This is a genomic window from Phreatobacter sp. AB_2022a (assembly GCF_026847585.1).
Lineage (GTDB): Bacteria > Pseudomonadota > Alphaproteobacteria > Rhizobiales > Phreatobacteraceae > Phreatobacter.
The window spans coordinates 53,562-75,077 of the sequence record NZ_JAPSET010000012.1; the positions used below are offsets into that span (position 1 = coordinate 53,562).

21 protein-coding genes are annotated in these 21,516 nt (G+C 68.7%); 11 read left to right on the forward strand and 10 right to left on the reverse strand.

Going from position 1 to position 21,516, the window contains the following annotated elements; translation table 11 throughout:
- Positions 1-99: 99 nt before the first annotated feature.
- Entirely contained in the window at positions 100-735 is a 636-nt protein-coding gene (locus OZ671_RS10885; protein WP_268860774.1) for a J domain-containing protein, read from the reverse strand.
- Between the two features lie 195 nt (positions 736-930).
- On the opposite strand from OZ671_RS10885, the gene OZ671_RS10890 reads away from it, so the two are divergent.
- The gene (locus OZ671_RS10890; protein WP_268860775.1) at positions 931-1,536 is read left to right on the forward strand and encodes a glutathione S-transferase family protein; all 606 of its coding nucleotides are present in this window, start codon (positions 931-933) and stop codon (positions 1,534-1,536) included.
- A gap of 9 nt (positions 1,537-1,545) precedes the next feature.
- Here OZ671_RS10890 and OZ671_RS10895 read toward each other — a convergent pair whose 3' ends face one another.
- From OZ671_RS10895 to ccmA, 3 genes are all read right to left on the reverse strand, one after another.
- Entirely contained in the window at positions 1,546-1,902 is a 357-nt protein-coding gene (locus OZ671_RS10895; protein WP_038303211.1) for a hypothetical protein, read from the reverse strand.
- Between the two features lie 270 nt (positions 1,903-2,172).
- The gene (gene ccmB / locus OZ671_RS10900; RefSeq protein WP_268860776.1) at positions 2,173-2,844 is read right to left on the reverse strand and encodes a heme exporter protein CcmB; all 672 of its coding nucleotides are present in this window, start codon (positions 2,842-2,844) and stop codon (positions 2,173-2,175) included.
- A complete protein-coding gene (gene ccmA / locus OZ671_RS10905) occupies positions 2,841-3,449 on the reverse strand; it encodes a heme ABC exporter ATP-binding protein CcmA (protein WP_268860849.1) in 609 nt (202 codons plus the stop codon). The genes ccmB and ccmA overlap by 4 nt, the downstream gene beginning before the upstream one ends.
- A 283-nt stretch (positions 3,450-3,732) precedes the next feature.
- Between ccmA and acnA the strand changes: the two genes are divergently transcribed.
- Positions 3,733-6,453 carry an aconitate hydratase AcnA gene (gene acnA / locus OZ671_RS10910; protein WP_268860777.1) on the forward strand — a complete coding sequence of 907 codons (2,721 nt, stop codon included), beginning with the start codon at positions 3,733-3,735 and terminating at the stop codon, positions 6,451-6,453.
- 171 nt (positions 6,454-6,624) lie between these two features.
- Positions 6,625-7,395, forward strand: coding sequence for a DUF1223 domain-containing protein (locus tag OZ671_RS10915; protein WP_038303205.1), 771 nt, complete (start codon positions 6,625-6,627; stop codon positions 7,393-7,395).
- A gap of 104 nt (positions 7,396-7,499) precedes the next feature.
- Here OZ671_RS10915 and OZ671_RS10920 read toward each other — a convergent pair whose 3' ends face one another.
- Entirely contained in the window at positions 7,500-7,763 is a 264-nt protein-coding gene (locus tag OZ671_RS10920; protein ID WP_268860778.1) for a hypothetical protein, read from the reverse strand.
- Positions 7,764-7,907: 144 nt separating this feature from the next.
- On the opposite strand from OZ671_RS10920, the gene OZ671_RS10925 reads away from it, so the two are divergent.
- Positions 7,908-8,462 (forward strand): CAP domain-containing protein, encoded by a 555-nt coding sequence (locus tag OZ671_RS10925; protein WP_268860779.1) that lies wholly within the window; start codon positions 7,908-7,910, stop codon positions 8,460-8,462.
- A 31-nt stretch (positions 8,463-8,493) separates the two neighbouring features.
- On the opposite strand, the gene OZ671_RS10930 is transcribed toward OZ671_RS10925, so the two are convergent.
- Entirely contained in the window at positions 8,494-9,483 is a 990-nt protein-coding gene (locus OZ671_RS10930; protein ID WP_038303201.1) for a DUF2125 domain-containing protein, read from the reverse strand.
- Between the two features lie 90 nt (positions 9,484-9,573).
- On the opposite strand from OZ671_RS10930, the gene OZ671_RS10935 reads away from it, so the two are divergent.
- Positions 9,574-10,104, forward strand: coding sequence for a gamma-glutamylcyclotransferase (locus tag OZ671_RS10935; protein WP_268860780.1), 531 nt, complete (start codon positions 9,574-9,576; stop codon positions 10,102-10,104).
- Positions 10,105-10,110: 6 nt separating this feature from the next.
- Here the strand turns inward: OZ671_RS10935 and OZ671_RS10940 are convergent, their stop codons facing one another.
- From OZ671_RS10940 to ubiG, 4 genes are all read right to left on the reverse strand, one after another.
- Entirely contained in the window at positions 10,111-11,265 is a 1,155-nt protein-coding gene (locus OZ671_RS10940) for a lactonase family protein (protein ID WP_268860781.1), read from the reverse strand.
- 121 nt (positions 11,266-11,386) lie between these two features.
- On the reverse strand, positions 11,387-12,640 hold the full coding sequence (locus OZ671_RS10945; protein WP_268860782.1) for a ubiquinone biosynthesis hydroxylase: 1,254 nt from the start codon (positions 12,638-12,640) through the stop codon (positions 11,387-11,389).
- 213 nt (positions 12,641-12,853) lie between these two features.
- Positions 12,854-13,069, reverse strand: coding sequence for a cold-shock protein (locus tag OZ671_RS10950; protein ID WP_038303237.1), 216 nt, complete (start codon positions 13,067-13,069; stop codon positions 12,854-12,856).
- Positions 13,070-13,670: 601 nt separating this feature from the next.
- Positions 13,671-14,408 carry a bifunctional 2-polyprenyl-6-hydroxyphenol methylase/3-demethylubiquinol 3-O-methyltransferase UbiG gene (ubiG, locus tag OZ671_RS10955; protein WP_268860783.1) on the reverse strand — a complete coding sequence of 246 codons (738 nt, stop codon included), beginning with the start codon at positions 14,406-14,408 and terminating at the stop codon, positions 13,671-13,673.
- A gap of 126 nt (positions 14,409-14,534) precedes the next feature.
- On the opposite strand from ubiG, the gene OZ671_RS10960 reads away from it, so the two are divergent.
- The 6 genes from OZ671_RS10960 (at position 14,535) to OZ671_RS10985 (ending at position 21,416) form a co-directional block, all read left to right on the forward strand.
- Positions 14,535-15,773: an aspartate kinase gene (locus OZ671_RS10960; RefSeq protein ID WP_268860784.1), complete on the forward strand. Its 1,239-nt coding sequence runs from the start codon at positions 14,535-14,537 to the stop codon at positions 15,771-15,773.
- 221 nt (positions 15,774-15,994) lie between these two features.
- The gene (gene ptsP, locus OZ671_RS10965; RefSeq protein WP_268860850.1) at positions 15,995-18,262 is read left to right on the forward strand and encodes a phosphoenolpyruvate--protein phosphotransferase; all 2,268 of its coding nucleotides are present in this window, start codon (positions 15,995-15,997) and stop codon (positions 18,260-18,262) included.
- Positions 18,262-19,338, forward strand: a complete 1,077-nt coding sequence (gene prfA / locus OZ671_RS10970) for a peptide chain release factor 1 (RefSeq protein WP_268860785.1) — start codon at positions 18,262-18,264, stop codon at positions 19,336-19,338. Before ptsP ends, prfA begins: the two co-directional genes overlap by 1 nt.
- Positions 19,335-20,210, forward strand: coding sequence for a peptide chain release factor N(5)-glutamine methyltransferase (prmC, locus tag OZ671_RS10975; RefSeq protein ID WP_268860786.1), 876 nt, complete (start codon positions 19,335-19,337; stop codon positions 20,208-20,210). The genes prfA and prmC overlap by 4 nt, the downstream gene beginning before the upstream one ends.
- A 145-nt stretch (positions 20,211-20,355) precedes the next feature.
- On the forward strand, positions 20,356-21,153 hold the full coding sequence (locus tag OZ671_RS10980) for an FTR1 family protein (RefSeq protein WP_268860787.1): 798 nt from the start codon (positions 20,356-20,358) through the stop codon (positions 21,151-21,153).
- 101 nt (positions 21,154-21,254) lie between these two features.
- Positions 21,255-21,416, forward strand: a complete 162-nt coding sequence (locus OZ671_RS10985; RefSeq protein ID WP_268860788.1) for a hypothetical protein — start codon at positions 21,255-21,257, stop codon at positions 21,414-21,416.
- Positions 21,417-21,516: the final 100 nt, after the last annotated feature.

Sequence of the window (21,516 nt, forward strand, 5' to 3'; positions counted from 1 at the left end):
CGTTTCCTTAAAAAGATCGGCAGGACCTTATCAGATCGCGGGTCGCGCCCGGAAGGCCGCCACATGCGGGAATGCCATTCGCATTATTGATGCGTCCGATCAGCAGAAGCCAGCCTGCTTCAAATAGTTGTAGGCCTGGATGATCTCACGCAGCTTGTCCTCCCGCGACCGGTCGCCGCCATTGGCGTCCGGATGCAGCCGCTTGGCGAGCTCCTTGAAGCGCGCCTTGATCTCGGCGGCGGTGGCATGCACGTCGAGGTTGAGCGCGCTGAGCGCCTTGCGCTCGGCATTGCGGATCATCCGTCCGCCCTCCGGCTCGGCCTGGTGGCTGCCGGCGGGTCGCCAGGCCTCGCCCTCGAAGATGCCGAAGGGGTCGGCCGCGCCGCGCGGGCCCATATGGACCTCCGGCCCGGCGCGCCGGCCGCCGCGGCTCCAGGCGTTGACGCCCATGTTCCAGGTCGGCCGGTGGCCGGTCAGCGCGTCCTTCTGATAGGCGGCGACGGCGGCATCGTTCATGCCGGCGAAATAGTTGTAGGTGGCGTTGTACTCGCGCACGTGGTCGAGGCAGAACCAGACGAACTCGCCCTCGCGGTCGCGGCCGAGCGGAGCGCGGTGCGTCGCTTCGCAGTCGCAGCCGGGAGCGCCGCAGACGCGCATGCCGGGACGTGCCTTGGCGCGGCGGTCGTCTTCCGGCTTGACGCGGATGCGGTCGAAATAGGGCGATTCAATCTTCATGTGGCTCAGCTTCGAAGCGAACGGCAATTATGAGGGCGCCGGCGCGGCGCGGCAAGACGACGAGGCCGGTTTGCCGGCCCCGATGAATTCCGGTCACGGGCGCGGGGCGGTTCGGGCGCCGGCCTCTTGACCGGCCGGCGGCCGCCTGCGCAGGGTCCCGCCGCCATTTCCCAAAGACACAGGAAGCTCCAGGGCATGCCGCTCGTTCTGCGCTCTTCTCCGCTTTCGCCGTTCGGCCGCAAGGTCAAACTCGCACTCGACCATCTCGGTCTTGCCGACCGGGTGATCGTCGAGACGGCAGATACGATGGATGCCGGCGACATCCTGCGCGAGCAGAACCCGCTCGGCAAGATTCCCGCCCTGGTGCTCGACGACGGATCGGTCGTCTACGACAGCCGCGTGATCGTCGAATATCTGGATATGGAAGCCGGCGGAAACAAGATCATTCCGGCCGAACCGCGGGCACGGATCGCCGTGCTGACGCTGCAGGCGCTCGCCGACGGCGTTCTCGACGCGCTCATCCTGCAGCGCTACGAGGCGATGTTCCGGCCCGAGGACCGGCGCGAACCGCGCTGGCTCGACCACCAGGGCGGCAAGGTCGCTCGCGCCATGGCGCGGCTGGAGGCGGAGCCGCCCACGCTCGACATTCATGTCGGCACGCTCGCGCTCGCCTGCGCCCTCGGCTACCAGGACATCCGCTTCGATGGCGCCTGGCGGGCGGATCACCCGCGGCTCGTCGCCTGGCTCGACGGCTTCATCGGCCTGATGCCCGCCGCCTGGCAGCGGACGAGCCCGGCCTGATCACCGGCATCAGCCCGGCTCCCGGGCGAAGGTGCAGTCGACCAGCGTACCGGTCAGCCGCCGCACGCGCCGGTTCCGGTCGATGTTTTCGCAGAATGGGGCGGCATCGGCATTGCCGGCCACCGCCCCGTCGCAGACGACCTGCCCCGTTTCGCCGCCCGGTCGCTCGAACGAGCAGGCGACCTGGCAGATCATCGGCCGCGGCGAATTGTTGCTGGCGGTGACATGGATGCGCGCGCCGCGCCCGGTCGTGGCGCAGATCGCCGTCGTCTCGGCCTGGATCGGCGGCGAGACCACGACCAGATCCGGCTGGCTGTTGCAGCCGGACAGGACAAGGAGGGAGGCGGCCAGGATCGGACGGTGCATGACAGGTCTCCTGCCAGTGCCGGCGTTTTTTGTGATCCGGCGCTGCATGCGACGGATGCGCGCGCGGCGGACCTCTCGAAAAACCGGACACCGAACCATTGGGATGGCGGGTGTCGTCCTTGCTTTCGAAGGCCGCTCAAGTGCTCGGCATGGGGATCGGGGCGGTCTTCGACATCGCGACACCCGGATGGGCAGCCGGAACACTGTCACGCCGCGATGCGGCGAGAACAAGACCGGGCCGGCGCGGACGCACCCGAGCGGGCCGGGCGTTCATTCGAGGCCGAACTTCAGCGCCGCCGCCGCGGCCACCGGGCCGAGCACCAGGCTTGCCAGCGACAGCGCCGCCAGAATGGCGAAGGGCGGCCCGAAGGGCGCCGGGCCGGCGATCGCCGCCTGGGTGGCGGCGACGCCGAAGACCAGAACCGGAATGCACAGCGGCAGCACCAGCACGGCCATGAGCAGGCCGCCGCGGCGCAGGCCGACGGAGAGCGCCGCGCCGATCGTGCCGAGCCCGGTCAACGCCGGCGTGCCGGCGACGAGCGTCAGAGCGACCGCCGCCATGGCCTCGGCTGGCACGTTCATCAAAAGGCCGAGCACGGGCGCGGCGATCACCAGGGGCAGGCCGGTCGCCAGCCAATGGGCCGCGGTCTTGACGAGAACGGTGAGCGCGAGCGGCGTGCCGGCCATCATCATCAGGTCGAGCGAGCCGTCGTCGGCATCGGCCTGGAACAGCCGGTCGAGGCCGAGAAGACTCGCCAGCAGGGCGCCGATCCACAGGATGGCCGGGCCGATGCGGGCGAGCAGGTTCATGTCGGGGCCGACGCCGAAGGGCACGATGGTCACGACCGACAGGAAGAAGACGACGCCGACCATGGCGCCGCCGCCGATGCGGGCGGCGAGCCGGAGATCGCGCAGGAACAGCGCCTTCAACGGACCGGTCATGGCGCGGGACCGACCACGAGCGCGCGCGCGGCGATGCCGAGCGGCCCGTGCGTGGCGGCGAGGATCAGCCCGCCGCCGGCCAGGTGCGCCGCCATGAGGCTGGCGAGCACCTGCTGGCTCGCCTGGTCGAGCGCGGCGGTCGGCTCGTCCAGGAGCCAGAGCGGGCGGGCGATGCTGACGAGTCGGGCGAGCGCCAGGCGCCGGCGCTGGCCGGCGGAGAGATAGCCGGCCGGCAGGTCGGCGAGATGGTCGAGGCCGAGGCGGGCGAGGGCTGCGAGCAGATCGTCTCCGGTCGCCGGCCCGCCGAGGAAGGCGGTCCAGAAGGCGAGATTCTCCTTCACGGTCAGGGCCGGCTTGAAGGCGTCCTGATGGCCGCAATAATGGGCCTGCTCGCCGATCGAGGCTTCGGGATCGCCGCCGTCGAGCCGGATCGCTCCCGCCGCCACCGGCACGAGGCCGGCGATCATGCGCAGCAGGCTCGATTTGCCGGCGCCGTTGCGGCCGACCACCTGCAGGGCTTCTCCGGCCTCGGCCTGAAAGCTCAAATCCCGGAACACGGTCCGGCCGCCGCGCTGACAGGCGAGGGCCTCGGCATGAAGGCGCATCATGGCTCGTTCTTAGAGGCAGTTGCGCACCATGAATAGGGTTCGGCTGCGGCCGGAGCGATGCCGGCTGCCAGCGCGGGCACGGGGCCTCCCGCGGACGGCGGATGCCCCGCGACGAAAGAGTGAGCGTGCAGGGCCGATCATTGCCGCTAGCCATATGGCGGGTTGATTGGAATCCCTCTATAACGCCGCCGATTGGTCGCCGCGCCCACTCTGGTCCACGGACTGCGCCGGGAACTTCGGACGCGATGTCGGCCTTCCTACTCGAAGGGATCATCGCCCCATGTCGCTCGACAGCTTCAAGGCCCGCAAGACGCTCAAGGTCGGTACCAAGAGCTACATCTATTACAGTCTGAAGGATGCCGAGAAGAACGGGCTGAAGGGCATTGCGGCGCTGCCTTTCTCGATGAAGGTGCTGCTCGAGAACCTGCTGCGCGCCGAGGACGGCCGCTCGGTCACCAAGGCCGACATCCAGGCGGTGGCCGCCTGGCTGAAGGACAAGGGCAAGGCCGGCAAGGAAATCGCCTTCCGCCCGGCGCGCGTGCTGATGCAGGACTTCACTGGCGTTCCGGCGGTGGTCGACCTCGCCGCCATGCGCGATGCGATGAAGGCGCTCGGCGGCGATCCGCAGAAGATCAACCCGCTGGTGCCGGTCGACCTGGTCATCGACCATTCGGTGATCGTCGACGAGTTCGGCTCGGCCAAGGCCTTCAAGAAGAACGTCGACCTCGAATATCAGCGCAACGGCGAGCGCTACCGCTTCCTGAAATGGGGCCAGCAGGCGTTCAAGAACTTCTCGGTGGTGCCGCCTGGCACTGGCATCTGCCATCAGGTCAACCTGGAATACCTCGCCCAGACGGTCTGGACCCGCAAGGAGAAGGTGACGCGCATCGTCGGCGGCAAGAAGAAGTCCGAGACGGTCGAGGTCGCCTATCCCGATACGCTGGTCGGCACCGACAGCCACACCACCATGGTCAACGGCCTCGCCGTGCTCGGCTGGGGCGTCGGCGGCATCGAGGCAGAGGCCGCCATGCTCGGCCAGCCGCAGTCCATGCTGCTGCCCGAGGTGATCGGCTTCAAGCTGACCGGCAAGCTGAAGGAAGGCGTGACCGCGACCGACCTGGTGCTGACCGTCACCCAGATGCTGCGCAAGAAGGGCGTGGTCGGCAAGTTCGTCGAGTTCTTCGGCAACGGCCTCAACAACATGACGCTGGCCGACCGCGCCACCATCGCCAACATGGCGCCGGAATACGGCGCGACCTGCGGCTTCTTCCCGATCGACGAGGAGACGCTGAACTATCTGACCACGTCGGGCCGCAAGAGCCAGCGCATCGCCCTCGTCGAGAAATATGCCAAGGCCCAGGGCCTGTTCCGTACCAGGACGATGCCCGACCCGGTCTTCACCGACACGCTCGAGCTCGATCTCGGCACGGTGGTGCCGTCCATGGCCGGTCCGAAGCGTCCCGAGGGCCGTGTCGCGCTGGAGGCGGTCGGCGCCGGCTTCGCCGCCGCCATGGAGACCGACTACAAGAAGGCGGCCGAGATCTCGCGCCGCGTCAAGGTTGAGGGCCGCGACTTCACGCTCGGCCACGGCGACGTCGCGATCGCCGCCATCACCTCCTGCACCAATACGTCGAACCCGGCCGTGCTGTTCGCCGCCGGCCTGCTGGCCCGCAACGCGGTCGCCCGGGGGCTGAAGACCAAGCCGTGGGTGAAGACCTCGCTCGCTCCCGGCTCGCAGGTCGTGGCCGACTATCTCGCCAATTCGGGTCTGCAGAAGGACCTCGACAAGCTCGGCTTCAACCTGGTCGGCTTCGGCTGCACCACCTGCATCGGCAATTCCGGTCCGCTGCCGGCGGAGATCTCCAAGGCGATCAACGACCAGGGCCTGATCGCCGCGGCGGTGCTCTCGGGCAACCGCAACTTCGAGGGCCGCGTGTCGCCCGACGTGCAGGCGAACTATCTCGCCTCGCCGCCGCTGGTGGTCGCCTATGCGCTGGCCGGCTCGGTCCAGCTCGACCTCACCAAGGATCCGCTCGGCACCGACAAGAAGGGCCAGCCGGTCTACCTGAAGGACATCTGGCCGTCGTCGAAGGAAATTCAGGCCTTCATCGCCAAGAACGTCACCAAGAAGCTGTTCAAGGAAAAATACGCCGACGTGTTCAAGGGCGATGCCAACTGGGCCAAGGTCAAGGCGCCTGCCGGCCAGACCTACAGCTGGGACGACAAGTCGACCTACGTGCAGAACCCGCCCTATTTCGTCGGCATGGGCATGAAGCCGGCGGCGATCAGCGACATCAAGGGCGCGCGCATCCTCGGCCTGTTCGGCGACAAGATCACCACCGACCACATATCGCCGGCCGGTTCGATCAAGGCGGCGAGCCCGGCGGGCAAGTACCTTATCGACCACAAGGTCGAGGTCGCCGACTTCAACCAGTACGGCACCCGGCGCGGCAACCATGAAGTGATGATGCGCGGCACCTTCGCCAATATCCGCATCCGCAACTTCATGATGGGGCCCAACGGCCGCGAAGGCGGCTATACGATCCACTATCCGTCCAAGGAGGAGATGCCGATCTACGACGCGGCGATGAAGTATCGCCAGGAAAAGGTGCCGCTCGTCGTCTTCGCCGGCGTCGAATACGGCAACGGCTCGTCGCGCGACTGGGCGGCCAAAGGCACCAACCTGCTCGGCGTGCGCGCGGTCATCGCGCAGTCCTTCGAGCGCATCCACCGCTCGAACCTCGTCGGCATGGGCATCGTGCCGTTCACGCTGGAAGAGGGCACGACCTGGGCCTCGCTCGGCCTGAAGGGTGACGAGACCGTCACCATCCATGGCCTCGAAACGGTGAAGCCGCGCCAGAAGATGGAGGCCGAGGTCACCTTCTCCGACGGCAAGGTGAAGAAGGTGCCGATCCTCTGCCGCATCGATACGCTGGACGAGATCGACTACTTCAAGAACGGCGGCATCCTGCAATATGTGCTGCGCGACCTTGCGGCCTGAGGCCTGAATGCCGGGGCGGCGACGGTGCGTGGCCGTCGCCGCCCCTGTGCTTTTTGGCGGCTCATCACGCGCGCTTGTGGGATTTTCACCCAACCGTGACTCGCCTGACCGCCATGCGACAAGCTAGGACAAACGCACTGTCTGTGTAGGGTTGGATCGGGGCGGAGACCGATGCTGAGGGCGAAGATCTGGGGAGTGGCCGTGCTCGGCCTGATGGCGCTGAGGACGGCGCCGCTCACCGCCGCACCGGTCGAGGCGGGCGGCCAGGTCCATGCCGTCATCGAGCTGTTCACCAGCCAGGGCTGCTCGTCCTGCCCGCCGGCCGACCGCCATCTCGCCGAGATCGCCGATCGCCCCGACGTCATCGCGCTGACCTTTCCGGTCGACTATTGGGATTATCTCGGCTGGCGCGACACGCTCGCCGATCCGGCCAATGCCAAGCGGCAGAAGGCCTATGCCTATGTCCGCGGCGACCGGCAGGTCTATACCCCGCAAATGGTGATCAATGGCGTCGCCCATGCGATCGGTTCGGACCGCCCGGCTGTCGAGCGGGCCATCGAGCAGTCGGCGGGCCAGGCCGGCGTGCTGAGCATCCCCGTGACGCTGAGCTATTCCGGCGACACGGTGACGGTGTCGCTGCCGGCTTATGACGGGCCGCTGGTCTCGGCCGAAAAGCCCGCGAGCATCGTGCTGCTCGGCGTCTCCTCGCGCCAGGCGGTGGACATTTCCCGCGGCGAGAACCGCGGCCATTCCGTCACATATCGCAATGTGGTGCGGTCGCAGACCCGGCTCGGCGAATGGACCGGCGCGGCGCAGAGCTTCACCGCCTCGCGGCTGGAGCGTTTCGCACCCGGCTGCGAGCGGGCGGTGGTGCTGGTCCAGGCCGGCGGCCCGCGTCATCCGGGGCCCGTGCTCGGCGCGGCGATGGCGCGCTTCCAGTAACGCGACGATCCCGACATTCGAGGCTTTCGCGCCGGGCGGCATCGGCGGCCGGTGCCCGGCCGCCGCGGGGCCGCCATAGGCCCCGCCAGGCGGTGCGTGTTCCGTCAGGCGCGGGCGAGCCAGACGAGATCGGGGGCGACGATGCCGGGCACGTCCTCCTCGTCGATCCTTCTCACCTCGTCGACCTTGACGCAGGCTTCGGCTGCGAGCGGATCGACGCCGCGGCGCACCAGTTCACGGCCGACACTCCGGCGCACGTTCAGGGCGGCCGTCTCGGCGGCATCGGCTTCGACGAAGCGGGTGGCGGCAAAGGAATTCCCGGCGCCGGCGGCCTCCAGGCCGCGCGCCTCACATCGATACCAAGGCATACAGACTATCCTGTCCCTCTTCCCAATCTGTCCCCAGCCGTCACTCAACCACCATAGGGTTGATAGAGGCTTGACAGGATCGGTTAACTTTTAGCGCGCATCACTCGCGCGAACGTGGGTGACGCGCATACAGGAAAAGGTTCAATGGCTGAACGTGAGCTGAAGGCGACGGACAGGATCCTGGGACGTCGCCAGATCGTGATCGGCGGCGGATCGCTGCTCATTCTGTCGGCCTGTTCCGCGCCGCCGCCACCGCCGCCGCCGGGGCAGCCGAGCTTCTATCGCAATCTCGCAGAGGCGGGCGCGCGGGTGGATGCGGCCATGGCGGCCGAGATGATCACCGGCTACCGGCGCAACAACGGCCGCGGCCCGCTGGCCGTCGATCCGGTGCTGATGCGGATCGCGGAGGCGCAGGCAAGCGCCATGGCGCGGGCCGACCAGGTCGGCGTCAGGACCGGCACGGTCGGTGCCCGGCTCAATGCCCAGGGCTATGCCCATGGCGCGGCGGTGGAGAACACCTCCGCCGGCTACATGACGCTCGCCGAAGCCTTTTCCGGCTGGCGCGATTCGCCGCCGCACCGGGCCAACATGCTGCACCCGGCGGTGACCCGGCTCGGCCTTGCCACCGGCTATCGCCCGGGCTCGCGCTATCGGGTGTTCTGGGCGCTGGTGCTCGCCCAGCCGACCGGCGCGGCCTGAGGCGCGCCGCTGCACGGGACGGAAGCCGAGGTCAGGGCAGCAGCGAGGGCAGGCCGATGCGGATTGGCCCGAGCTGCAGCCGGCCATCGCTCGCGCGCAAGGTCAGGAGGCGGCCGGGCCGGCCGTCGACATCGGTCGGCTGGCTGGTGAAATTCAGGCCGGCGACGATCGCGCCGACCGTGCCGCCGAGGCCGTTGGCCTGAACCGCGCTTTCGAGATTGGCGACGCGCAGCTCGATCTGGCCGTCGGGTTTGCCGTCGGCGGTCAGCTTCAGATTGCCTTTGGCGATCGCCAGGGCATTCGCCTGGGCGACCCGCAGCAGAACGAGGTCGATGGCGCCGCCGGCGGCCTGCCACTGGCGCAGCGGCAGCGGTTGCGGGCGGTTTGGGCTGCGCAGCAGCTTGCGCGCGGTGAACTGGATCTCGGCATCCACCGGCGGCCGGACGGCATCGCCGAGGGCGGCGCCCTGCAGGTTCGCCACGACGTCGAGGCTGACCGGATCGGCCGGGCTCGGCCGGGTATGCAGCTCGCCGCGCGTTGCGCGCAGGAGCACGGTGCTGTCGCGCGAGAGCTGGAAGGCGTCGATCACCACATTCGAGCTTTCGAAGCCGTTGACGCTCAACTGCGCCGAGGTCTGGGCGAGCCGCCATTGCGCGCTGTAGACGGCCGGATCGCCCTCGACGCTGGCCGTCAGCGGCCCGGTCCATTCGGCGATGACATGGCCGGGACTCCAGATCTGCGAGACCGCCTGCAGGCGCTCCAGCCGGATGGTGCGCATCGGCTGGCTTTCGTCGCGCAGCTCGACGACCGGCTTGGCGCAGGTGAGCTCCAGCCGGAAAGGATAGCCGCCGCGCGTGCGCTCGGCGCACTGGATCACCCGGCCATTGGCGGCTTCGCTGGCAATGGCCCGGTCGATCATCTCCTCGGCCCGGTTGGCGCCCCAGTGCCAGACGGCGGTCCAGCCGGCAAAGGCCAGAGCGGCGGCGCCGAGGGGAAGGATGACGGTACGCAGACGGGGCATGGGTGATGATCCCTGGGCAAGGCTTGCATCGCGAAGTCTGGGTCTTTACCAGAACCCGGTCTGCTTTTCCTCATTTCGATGCCGCTCCCGATGACCGGTGAAAAAGGCGATCTTTGGGTCTTCGGCTACGGCTCGTTGATGTGGCGCCCGGGTTTCGACTTCGTCGAACGGGCGCAGGCGCGGCTGATCGGGCTGCATCGGGCCCTGTGCGTCTTCTCCCACGTCCATCGCGGCACGCCGGAACGGCCGGGACTGGTGCTCGGCCTCGACCGGGGCGGCGCCTGCCGGGGCATCGCCTTCCGCGTCGCCGCGGCGAATCGGGCCGCCACCATCCAGTATCTGCGCGAGCGCGAGCAGGTGACTTCGGTCTATCTGGAGGTGGAGCGCGTCGTCACGCTGCAGCAGCCCGGCGAGCCGCGGGTCCGCGCGATCACCTATATCGCCGACCGCGGCCATGCCCAGTATGCCGGCCGCCTCAAGCCCGACGAGCAGCTCCATCTCGTGCGGCAGGGGCACGGCCACTCCGGCGCCAACCGGGACTACGTCAAGAACACGGTGGCGGCGATCGAGGAGCAGGGGTTCCGCGACGCGAACCTGCACTGGCTCGCGTCGCAGCTCTGAGCGCGGTCAGGGCCGGCCGCGGATCGAGGCGGGCTGTCCCGGCAGGGCGAGCTTCACGCCGGTGTCGACCAGGCGGTCGCCGTTGATCCGGAAGACCTGCAGGTTGCGGTCGATATAGTTGCCGATGAAGACGTAGCGGCTGTCGGGACTGAAGGCGATGCCCTCCGGCAGCGCGCCCGCGGGTACGTCGTTGAGCGGGGTCAGCCGGCCGTTCGATCCGATGCGGATCAGCCGCGCCGAGCCGTTGCGGCTATAGGACCAGGACGAATGCACGGCGGCCGAACCGCGCAGCAGCACCGCGACCGCGTGGCGGCCGTTCGGGGCGATCGCGAAACCCTCCGGCCCGTCGCCGACATTGACGTTGTCGACGACGCGCGGCGGATTGGCCCGGGCGTCGATCACGCTGATCGTGTCGGAATGACCGTCGCCGCCGATGCCGGTATTGGCGGCGAGCGCATAGCGTCCGTCCGGCGTCGTCTCGATATTGTAGACGCCGTAGCCGACGACCATGTCCTGGCTCTTGTCATAGGTGACGGTGGTGCCGTCGATCGCCAGCACGGCCACCTTGTGGGCGGCGTTCTTGGCCACGAAGGCGCGCCGGCCGTCGGGGGTGATGGCGACCGCCGCCACCTCGTCCTCCATGGGAATCTCGGCGATCTGGCGCACCGTGGTGCCGGATATGGTGAGCACCGAGACGCTCTTGCCGTTGCGGTTGGCGACGAGCGCGAGATCGCCCCGGCGCGAGATCGCCATTCCCGAGGGCTGGCGGCCGACCGTGATCGTCTCGACGAGCTTCGGCGGATCGGCGGTGAGGTCGATGACGTGCAGCTTGTTGTCGGGGGCGGCGCGCCAGTTGGCGCCGTCCTGGTTCATCACGACGGGATTGGCGACCAGCGCGAGGCGTCCGTCGGGGGTGATCTGCAGATTGGTCGGCGGGCCGAAGACGGAATTGATCAGCGGCAGGCTGGTGACGATGCGCGGGTTGAGCGGCCGGCTGATGTCGACGATCGTCACCGTGTCCTTGCCGGGCTCGCCGTTGCGCGTTCCGTTGGCCTCGAAGAAGGTCTTTTCGTCATTGGCGACGATGATGTAGTTGCCCTGCGCCAAGGCTCCCGTCGCGACGAGGAGCGTCAGCGCGAGGCCGAGCAAGCTTCTTTTCATCGAGAATTCCTCCCGCCAGTCATTCTGGCGGGACGATCGTGCGGCGTCCGCCGGCGATCGGAAACTACGGAAAAACCACCATGCCCGGGCAGTCCCGCGCCTGGCGTCCCGCGCCGGACGGCTAGAGCGCCTCGCCCTTCAGAAGGCGCGGCACCTCGCCGCCGAGGCCGGCGGCCTGGCGGATGAAGAAACGCTTGAGGCCCGGCATGCGGTCGACCAGGCCGAGCCCCAGGTCGCGCACGAAGCGCAAGGGATCGGAGGCGTTGGAGAACAGCCGGTTGAGCCCGTCGGTGGCCGCGCCCATGACGACCGTGTCGAAGCGCCGCCAACGCTGATAGCGGGCCAGCACGTCCGGCCCGCCCGGGTCGAGCCCGAGCCGGGCGGCGTCGACGATGCACTCGGCGAGCGCCGCGACGTCGCGGAAGCCCATATTGATGCCCTGGCCGGCGATCGGGTGAATGACATGGGCGGCGTCGCCGACGAGGGCCAGCCGCTCGCTGACGAAGCTGCGGGCGACCTTCAGGCCGAGCGGATAGGCCCTGGGCTGGTCGACGACCTCGATCGCGCCGAGCTTCAGGCCGAAGCGGGTTTCCAGCTCGTCCTGGAACAGTATTTTCGGCAGGGCGCAGAGCCGTTCGGCGCGGGCCGTCTCCTCGGTCCAGACGATGGAGGAGCGGCGGCCGGTCATCGGCAGGATGGCGAAGGGGCCGGCCGGCAGGAAATGCTCCTCGGCGCGGCCGCCATGGTCGTATTCGTGGGCCACCGTGCAGACGATGCCGGACTGGCCATAGTCCCAGCCGACCGTGCGGATGCCGGCCATGCCGCGCAGCGGCGAGCGGCCGCCGTCGCAGGCGGCGATGAGGCTCGCGTCGATGCGCGAGCCGTCGTCGAGAGTGACGGCGGCGGCGCCGGGCGTCGTCTCGAGGGCGGTGACGCGGGCGGCGCGGAACTGGACGCCGAGCGCCTCGGCGCGGCCGCGCAGGGCGCGCGCCACCGTCGTGTTGGGCGCCATATGGGCAAAGGCTTCGCCGGGCGCGACATCGCCGTCGAAGGTGAGGAAGACCGGGCGGACCACGTCGAGCGTCCGGCTGTCGGTCACCACCATGTCGACGATCGGCTGGGCGTCCGGCGCGATCGCGTCCCAGGCGCCGACGGTCTCCAGCAGCCGTCGCGCGGCGGCGACGAACGAGGAGGCGCGGCCGTCCTCGGCCGGCGGCCTTGCCGCGGCGGGGTCGACGATGACGACGGCGAGGTCGGTCCCGAGGCTCGTTTTCAGCGCGGCCGCGAGCGAGAGGCCGGCAAGGCCGGCACCGGCAATCACGATATCGGCGCGCGAGGCCGAGGGGGCGCGATCGGTGCTGGCGGCGGTGTTCATGGCCGCGGTGTTACCGGAAAAGCGCCGGCATGGCGAGCGCGCATGGCCTTGCGTGCGACCGGCGCGCCCTGCAGCGCGCGGAACGAGGCCTATCGACGGCGATCGTCGAGATCCGCCCGGGGTGGTCGACAGGCTGGCCGCAGGCACGGCGCAATACTGACCCCGCCGCACGCAGAGCCGTGCGGCGCGATCGTTGGCGGTCAGACAGCCGCCTCAGGCACGGATGGCGAGGTTGACCGCTTTCGGTCCTTTGCCGCGCTTATCCGGTTCGAGCTCGTATTCCAGCTTCTGGCCCTCGGCCAGTGTGGCGAGCCCTGAGCGCTGGACGGCCGAGATATGGACAAAAATGTCCTTGCCTCCGTCGTCAGGCTTGATGAAGCCGTAGCCCTTCTCGGTGTTGAAAAATTTGACGATCCCCGTCATCGACATGCCGGTCAGCCTTTCCGTATGCACTGCCGGTTCCGCACGATTGCGAACCTGTCAGGGCCCCGGACCAGGAATATCCGCGTTGCATCAAGCGCATGGCACACTCGATCCGCCGCCAGGTCCTTGCCGCCCGAACCTGAGAGCCACCACAAGCGTAACCTGGAAAATTCAAGCTGTACAACCCCGATTTTTACGGATTTACGGCCGATTGCGCTGTGTCAAGGCCGCCGTTACCCAGGGTTTCAAAGAAGACGTGGCGCAGGGGACCTCGCTAATACGCCACGAGGTCACGTTCTGATCCATCGTGCAGACGGCCAGGCGCTCGCCGGACGCGGTCTTCAGGCAGACCGTCTGGCCAAGACCCCATTCACGCCCCTGCGCCCGGCAGGTGCAATCCGGCAGGGCCACGGGGGGGCCCGGCGTGAACGGCTCGCGGCGCGGCGTATCGCCGGACTGGGCCATCGCGGACCCTGCGACCAGCGCGACGGCGAGGAGCGAGAAGACCGTCCGGCGCATAATCTCGAAGATTAGCGTGGAATTTTGGTGTCGGCTACGGTTTTCGCAAAGGAACGCCGGCGCCGTTCGGGCGGCCGGAATCCAGCCGTCATGCCGGTTTGCGCGCCGCCATCATGTAGTTGACGTCGAGGCTGCGGGTCTCCTCCCAGCGGCCGGCGAGAAGATTGTACCAGACGCCGCGGTCGTCGAAGACGCGCAGCCCGCCCGCGGCGATGGCCGTCTCGAGCTCCCGCGGGGTGACGAACTTGTTCCAGTCGTGGGTGCCGCGCGGCAGCCAGCCCAGCACATATTCGGCGCCGACGATGGCGAGGCCGAAACTGGCCATGGTGCGATTGATGGTGGCCATGACGAGCAGCCCGTCCGGACGGACGAGGTCGCAGCAGGTGCGGGTGAAGAGGTCGACGTTGGCGACATGCTCGACCACCTCCATGGCCAGCACGATGTCGAAGCGCTCGCCGGCCTCGGCCAGCGCCTCGGCCGTGGTGTTGCGATAGTCCACCGCGAGGCCGGACTGGGCGGCGTGGATGCGCGCCGTCTCGACATTGGTGCGGGCCGGATCGATGCCGACCACTTCGGCGCCCATGCGCGCGAGCGGCTCGGCGATCAGCCCGCCGCCGCAGCCGATGTCGAGCAGCCGCAGGCCGGCGAGTGGCCGCATCGCCTTCCGATCGCGGTCGAAGGCCGCGACGGCGTGGTCCCGGACATAACGCAGCCGCACCGGGTTGAACTTGTGCAGCACCGCCATCTTGCCGGTCGGATTCCACCATTCCTCAGCCAGCTGGGAGAATTTTTCGACTTCCGCCTGGTCGAGGCTCGTGGCCGCCATGGTTCACCCCGAATTTCCAAATGAAGCGCCGGTCTTCCTGACGCGTTGCCATACCCCCGATCGATCGTTATGCATACGCGCCTTTTTTCAAAGCGTGCGCGGCGTCGCGCCAGAGAACGTTTCACCATGTCCCGTCTCGTGATGAAGTTCGGCGGTACCTCCGTCGCCAATGTCGACCGGATCAAGAACGTTGCCCGCCATGTCAAACGCGAGGTCGAGGCCGGTCATCAGGTGGCGGTGGTGGTCTCGGCCATGTCGGGCAAGACCAACGAGCTGGTGGCCTGGTGCAAGGAGGCGGCGGGGCTCTACGAGCAGGCCGAATACGATACCGTGGTCGCCTCCGGCGAACAGGTCACCTCGGGTCTGCTCGCCATCGTGCTGAATTCCATGGGCATCAAGGCACGGTCGTGGCAGGGCTGGCAGATCCCGATCCTTACCGATTCCGCCCATGCCGTGGCGCGCATCGCCGACATTCCCTCGGCCAATCTCGACGCTGCCTTTGCCGAGGGGCAGGTCGCGGTGATCTCGGGCTTCCAGGGCATCCACGAGGCGACCGGCCGCATCACCACGCTCGGCCGCGGCGGTTCGGACACGTCGGCGGTGGCGATCGCCGCGGCGATCAAGGCTGAGCGCTGTGACATCTACACCGATGTCGACGGCGTCTATACGACCGATCCGCGCATCGTTCCGAAGGCGCGCCGCCTCGACAAGGTCGGCTTCGAGGAGATGCTGGAAATGGCATCGCTCGGGTCCAAGGTCCTGCAGGTCCGCTCGGTCGAGCTTTCGATGATTCACGGCGTGCGCACCTATGTCCGCTCGTCTTTCGACAATCCGGACCAGCCGCAGCTCGGCACTCTCATTTGCGACGAGGAGGAAATCGTGGAAAAGCAGGTCGTCACGGGCATTGCCTTCTCGAAGGACGAGGCCCAGGTGAGCATCCGGTCGGTCGCCGACAAGCCGGGCGTCGCCGCGGCGATCTTCGGCCCGCTGGCGGACGCCAATATCAATGTCGACATGATCGTGCAGAACGTCTCGTCGGACGGCGCGACCACCGACATCACCTTCACCTGCCCGGGCGCGGATCTCGAACGCGCCCAGAAGGTGCTGCTCGATGTGCGCGAGACGATCGGCTACACAGCGCTGGAGACCGCCTCCGACGTGGTCAAGGTGTCGTGCATCGGGGTCGGCATGCGCAGCCATGCCGGCGTTGCGGCGCGGGCGTTCCAGGCGCTCGCCGAAAAGGGCATCAACATCCGCGCCATCACCACCTCCGAGATCAAGTTCTCGGTGCTGATCGACGCGGCCTATACCGAGCTTGCCGCCCGCACGCTCCATTCGCTCTACGGCCTCGACAAGGCGGGCTGAGCGCCCGGCGACCGCCGGCCGCCGGGGCAGGGCGCGGCCGGTCGCCGGTTCCGGTCCATTTTCCCGACATTGCGCCGCAATATCGGCCAATCACGATCTTGCGAATCCGGCCCGCCCTTTGCAAATGCCGATCGCGCCCTTAATGGTGAGGGCGCGGCGGGGGCCCCCGTCGTTCCTGCTGCCAGGATGAAGGGCATGATGCCCAGAACGTGACCATGCCGATTCGTGCCGCCTTCGGTGGTCCGCGCCTTCTGCTCCGTCGCCTGCGCGAGGTGATGGCCGAGCAGATTTCCGCGCAGGAGCGCCTCGATAAGATCGTCGTGCTGATCGCGGCCAACATGGTGGCCGAGGTCTGCTCGGTCTATGTCCTGCGCGTCGACGGCACGCTCGAACTCTATGCCACCCAGGGCCTCAACCGCGAGGCGGTGCACCTGACCGTCATGCGGGCCGGGGAAGGTCTCGTCGGCCTCGTCGCCCAGACCGCCGACCCGCTCAATCTCTCCGACGCCCAGGACCATCCGCAATATTCCTACAAGCCGGAGACGGGCGAGGAGATCTTCCACTCCTTCCTCGGCGTACCGATCCTGCGCGGCGGCAATACGCTCGGCGTGCTCGTGGTGCAGAACCGCGCGCACCGCAAATACGAAGAAGACGAGATCGAGGCGCTGCAGACGACCTCGATGGTGCTGGCCGAGATGATCGCCTCGGGCGAGCTCTCCGCGCTCGCCCCGCCTGGCCAGGAGCCCGCGGCGCGCCGGCCGCTGCGGCTCGGCGGCGAGCCGCTCGCCGATGGCGTCGGCCTCGGCTATGTCGTGCTGCACGAGCCGCGCATCCTGGTGAAGCAGCTCATCGCGGACGATCCGAACCGCGAGATGGCGCGCCTCGACCAGGCGGTCGAGGCCATCCGCGCGGCGATCGACGACATGCTCGAGACCGAGGACGTCGCCCGCGGCGGCGAGCACAAGGACATCCTCGAGGCCTACCGGATGTTCGCGCACGACCGCGGCTTCATGCGGCGCATGAAGGAGGCGATCGGCACGGGCATCACCGCGGAGGCGGCGGTCGAGCGCGTCCAGTCCGACAACCGGGCGCGCATGATGCGCCAGACCGATCCCTACCTGCGCGAGCGGCTGCACGATCTCGACGATCTTGCCATGCGCATCCTGCGCCAGCTCACCGGCAGCGACCATCCCGCCGCCTCCGCCGACCTGCCCGACAATGCCATCGTGGTGGCCCGCCATATGGGGCCGGCCTCGCTGCTCGACTACGACCGCACGCGGCTGCGTGGCCTTGTGCTCGAGGAGGGCGGGGCGACCAGCCACGTGGCGATCGTCGCGCGGGCGCTCGGCATTCCCACCGTCGGCCAGGTGGAGAATGCCACCAGCCTCGCCGATCCGGGCGATGCCATCATCATCGACGGCGCCACCGGCGAGGTGCAGCTCAGGCCGACCAGCGACGTCGAGAACGCCTATGCCGAGAAGGTGCGCTTCCGCGCCCGGCGGCAGGCGCAATATCAGGCGATCCGCAACAAGCCGGCCGTGACCAGGGACGGCGTCGAGATCCGCCTGCTGCTGAATGCGGGCCTGTTCGTCGACCTGCCGTTCCTCGACGAGACGGGCGCCTCGGGCATCGGCCTGTTCCGCACCGAGCTGCAGTTCATGGTGGCCAATGCCCTGCCGCGCGTCGCCGAGCAATTGGACCTCTATCGCAAGGTGCTGGACGCCGCCGGCGACCGCCCCGTGACCTTCCGCACCCTTGATATCGGCGGCGACAAGGTGCTGCCCTATATGGAGGTGATCCAGGAGGAGAACCCGGCGCTCGGCTGGCGGGCGATCCGGCTCGGCCTCGACCGTCCGGGCCTGCTGCGCAGCCAGGTGCGCGCCATGCTGCGCGCCGGCGCCGGCCGGGAAGTCAGGATCATGTTCCCGATGATCGCCGCGGTCGAGGAGTTCGACGAGGCGAAAGCCATCGTCGAGCGCGAGCTGACCCATTTGCGCCGGCACGATCACCGCATGCCCGACCGGGTCCAGATCGGCGCCATGGTCGAGGTGCCGGCCCTGCTGTTCCAGCTCGACGAACTGCTGCCGCGGGTCGACTTCCTGTCGGTCGGGTCCAACGACCTGATCCAGTTCATGTTCGCCGTCGACCGCGGCAACAACCGCGTCGCCAACCGGTTCGACGTCCTGTCGCCGCCGATCCTCAGGGCGCTGCGGTCGCTGGCGGCCAAGGGCCGCGAGCACGGCAAGCCGGTGACGCTGTGCGGCGAGCTCGCCTCGCGGCCGCTCGAGGCCATGGTGCTTGCCGGGCTCGGCTATCGCTCGCTGTCGCTGTCGCCGGCAGCCATGGGGCCGGTCAAGTCCATGCTGCTCGAGCTCGATCTCGGGCGCCTGGAGGCCGTGCTGACCAAACTCATCGACGAGCCCAGGCAGGGCGTTTCGATCCGCGACAAGCTGATGGAGTTCGTCGAGGCCGAGGGCGTGACGCTCTGATGCTGCCGATCGCGAAGCTTGATACGCTGGTGACGCGCCATGCCGTCATCGAGGCGGAACTGTCCGGAGGCGTCGACGGCGACCGCTATGTGGCGCTGTCGCGCGAATTCGCCGAGCTGGATCCGGTGGTCGGTGCGGTCAAGGCCTACCGCGCGGCGCTCGCCGAGCGCGACGACCTCGACCAGATGATGGCCGACCCCGCGACCGATGCCGAGATGGCCGATCTCGCGCGCGTCGAACGCGACGCGCTGGAAACGCGCATCGCCACGCTGGAGGCCGATCTCCGCATCGCCCTGCTGCCCAAGGACGCGGCGGACGCCAAGAACGTCATTCTCGAAATCCGTGCCGGCACCGGCGGCGACGAAGCCTCGCTGTTCGCGGGCGACCTCTACCGCATGTACGAGCGCTTCGCCGCCCTGCAGGGCTGGACGGTCGAAACGATCTCGGCCAGCGAAGGCACGGTCGGCGGCTACAAGGAAATCGTCGCCGAGGTGCGCGGCGCCGGCGCCTATGCCAAGCTGAAATTCGAGAGCGGCGTGCACCGCGTGCAGCGCGTGCCGGCGACCGAGTCGGGCGGGCGCATCCATACCTCGGCCGCCACCGTCGCGGTCCTGCCCGAAGCCGAGGATGTCGATGTCGCGCTCAACGATGACGACCTGCGCATCGACACGATGCGCGCCGGCGGCGCCGGCGGCCAGCACGTCAACAAGACCGAGTCGGCGGTGCGCATCACCCACGTGCCGACGGGCACGGTGGTGCTGGTCCAGGACGAGCGGTCGCAGCACAAGAACAAGGCCCGCGCGCTTGCCATCCTGCGCGCGCGCCTGTTCGACGAGGAGCGTCGCCGCCAGGCGGCCGGCCGTGCCGCCGATCGTCGGCTGCAGGTCGGCTCCGGCGACCGCTCGGAACGCATCCGCACCTACAATTTCCCGCAAGGACGGGTCACCGACCACCGCATCGAGCTGACCCTTTACAAGCTGCCGGAGATCATGGCCGGCACGGCGCTGGGCGAGATCATCGACGCGCTGGTGGCCGATCATCAGGCGAGCCTGCTCGCGCTCGAGAACGCGGCTTGACCGCCGCCGCACCCGTTCTGCGCCCGGAGCTGACGGTGCGCGACGCGCGCCGGCTCCTTGCGCGGGCCTTTGCCGCCGGCGGCGTCGACGAGGCCGAGCTCGACGCCCGCGTGCTGGTGCGCCATGCGACCGGCCTCGACCCGGCCCTGCCGGGCGCGGCTTCGGACCGGCCGCTCGGCGTCGCGGCCGCGAAGCTCATCGAAGGTTTTGCCGGACGCCGGCTGGCCGGCGAGCCGGTGGCGCGCATCCTCGGCCGGCGCGAATTCCACGGCCACGATTTCGTGCTGAACGCGGCCTGCCTGGTGCCGCGGCCGGATACCGAAACCGTGGTCGAGGCCGCGCTCGAGCGGCTTCCCGGCGACCGCGCGGTGCGCGTGCTCGATCTCGGCACCGGGCCCGGCACGATCCTTCTCGCCCTGCTCGCCGAGCGGCCGGCCGCCCAAGGGCTCGGTCTCGACCGTTCGGTGGAGGCGCTGGAGGCGGCCCGGCTCAACGCGGCGGCGCTGGGGCTTGGCGACCGCGCCTGCTTCGTGGAAAGTGACTGGGCGGCGGCGGCCGAAGGACGCTTCGATCTCATCGTTTCCAATCCGCCCTATATTCCCTCGGCGACCTGCGATGGCCTGGCGCGCGAAGTGCGCGAGCACGATCCCCGCCTCGCGCTCGACGGCGGGCCGGACGGGCTCGATGCCTATCGCGCCATTCTCGCGGCCGTGCCCGGCCTCCTGGCGGGCGGCGGTCACGTCGTCCTGGAACTCGGCATCGGCCAGGCGGCGGCCGTCGCCGGCATCGGCCGTCTGCATGGCCTGGGCGTCGCGGGCCTCAGGTCCGATCTTGCCGGCGTGCCGCGCGCGCTGGTGCTGCGACAGGCCTGACCGCGTCATCGTCCTGTCAGTTTAGAGCTATCCTAAGTCGCGGTAAAATCTATGTAATTTGGCGAATGCCGGAAAGACGGGTCATGGTCTATAGCGGCCGCGGAAGGCCGGTTCCGCGAGGCCGGCTGGAGATGCGAGGTCCGCCATGAACGCCTGGTCGATCGCACTGCAGAGCGGCGCCATCCTGCTGCGCGAGGGGCTGGAAGCACTGCTCGTGGTGGCGGCGCTCGCCGCCTTCCTGCGCCGCGCGGGTGCCGCCGACCGGCTTGCCATGCTCTATTCGGGCGCGCTCGCCGCCATTCTCGCGAGCCTCGCCGCGGCCTATGTTTTCGAGACCTGGTTCGGCGGCGTCCATGACGACACCGTCGAAGGCGTGGTCATGCTGGCCGCCGCGGCCCTGCTCTTCTATGCGAGCGGCTGGCTGTTCCTGCGGCAGGACCCGCGACGCTGGCAGGCCGATCTCAATGCCGCGGCGGGCCGGGCGGTCGCCGCCGGCTCGGCGCTCTCCTTCGCTCTGCTCGCCTTTCTCGCGGTGTTCCGCGAGGGAGCCGAGACCGTCCTGTTCCTGCATGCGCTGGCCAAGAGTTCGGGCGGCTGGAGCCTTGCGCTCCTCGCCGGGCTCGCCGGCGCGATCGCGCTGCTGGCGGTGCTCTTCGCCGTCATGCAGGTCATCGCCTTCCGGTTGCCGCTGCGGCCGCTGTTCCTCCTCACCTCGCTGTTCCTCTTCGTCATGGGCCTGCGGTTCGTCGCCAGCGCCGTGCAGGAGTTCCAGGAGCAGGCCTATGTCGACGTGCATCCGGCGGTCGTGCCGCAATGGGTCGTGGACTATGGGCTCAACAACGGCTCCTGGGAGGCCATCGGCGCGCAGATCGCCCTGATCGTCGCCGCGCTCGCCGGCATGGCGATCGCCGCGGCGGGCAGCCGCAGCCCGGATCGGGCGTGAGCCGGATCGCCGGCGAATCTTTTCATCGCGCCGTCGTCTTTTGGCGAAACATTAAGGGTCGCCGTGGCTTGTCTCCGCCGGGGATTGTATGGGGGCGTCAAATGGTTGCGACCGCTGTCTCGGGGCTGGTGGCGGTAGTTCTCTCGCTCGTGCTGTTCGGTGGCCAGGTGCCGTTGACGCCGGCCGTGACGGACGTGCTGTTTCTCGGCCTTGCCGCCGCGACGCTGCATCTGATCTTCGGCCTGATCGCGGCCAAGGAATAGCGGCGTCCCGGTGCGCCGGCCTGCGCTCGCCTGAACGGATCCTGCCATCGTCTGGCCCCATATGCGGGGTCTACTTTCCTTCCCTTGCGTCACCTTAGAG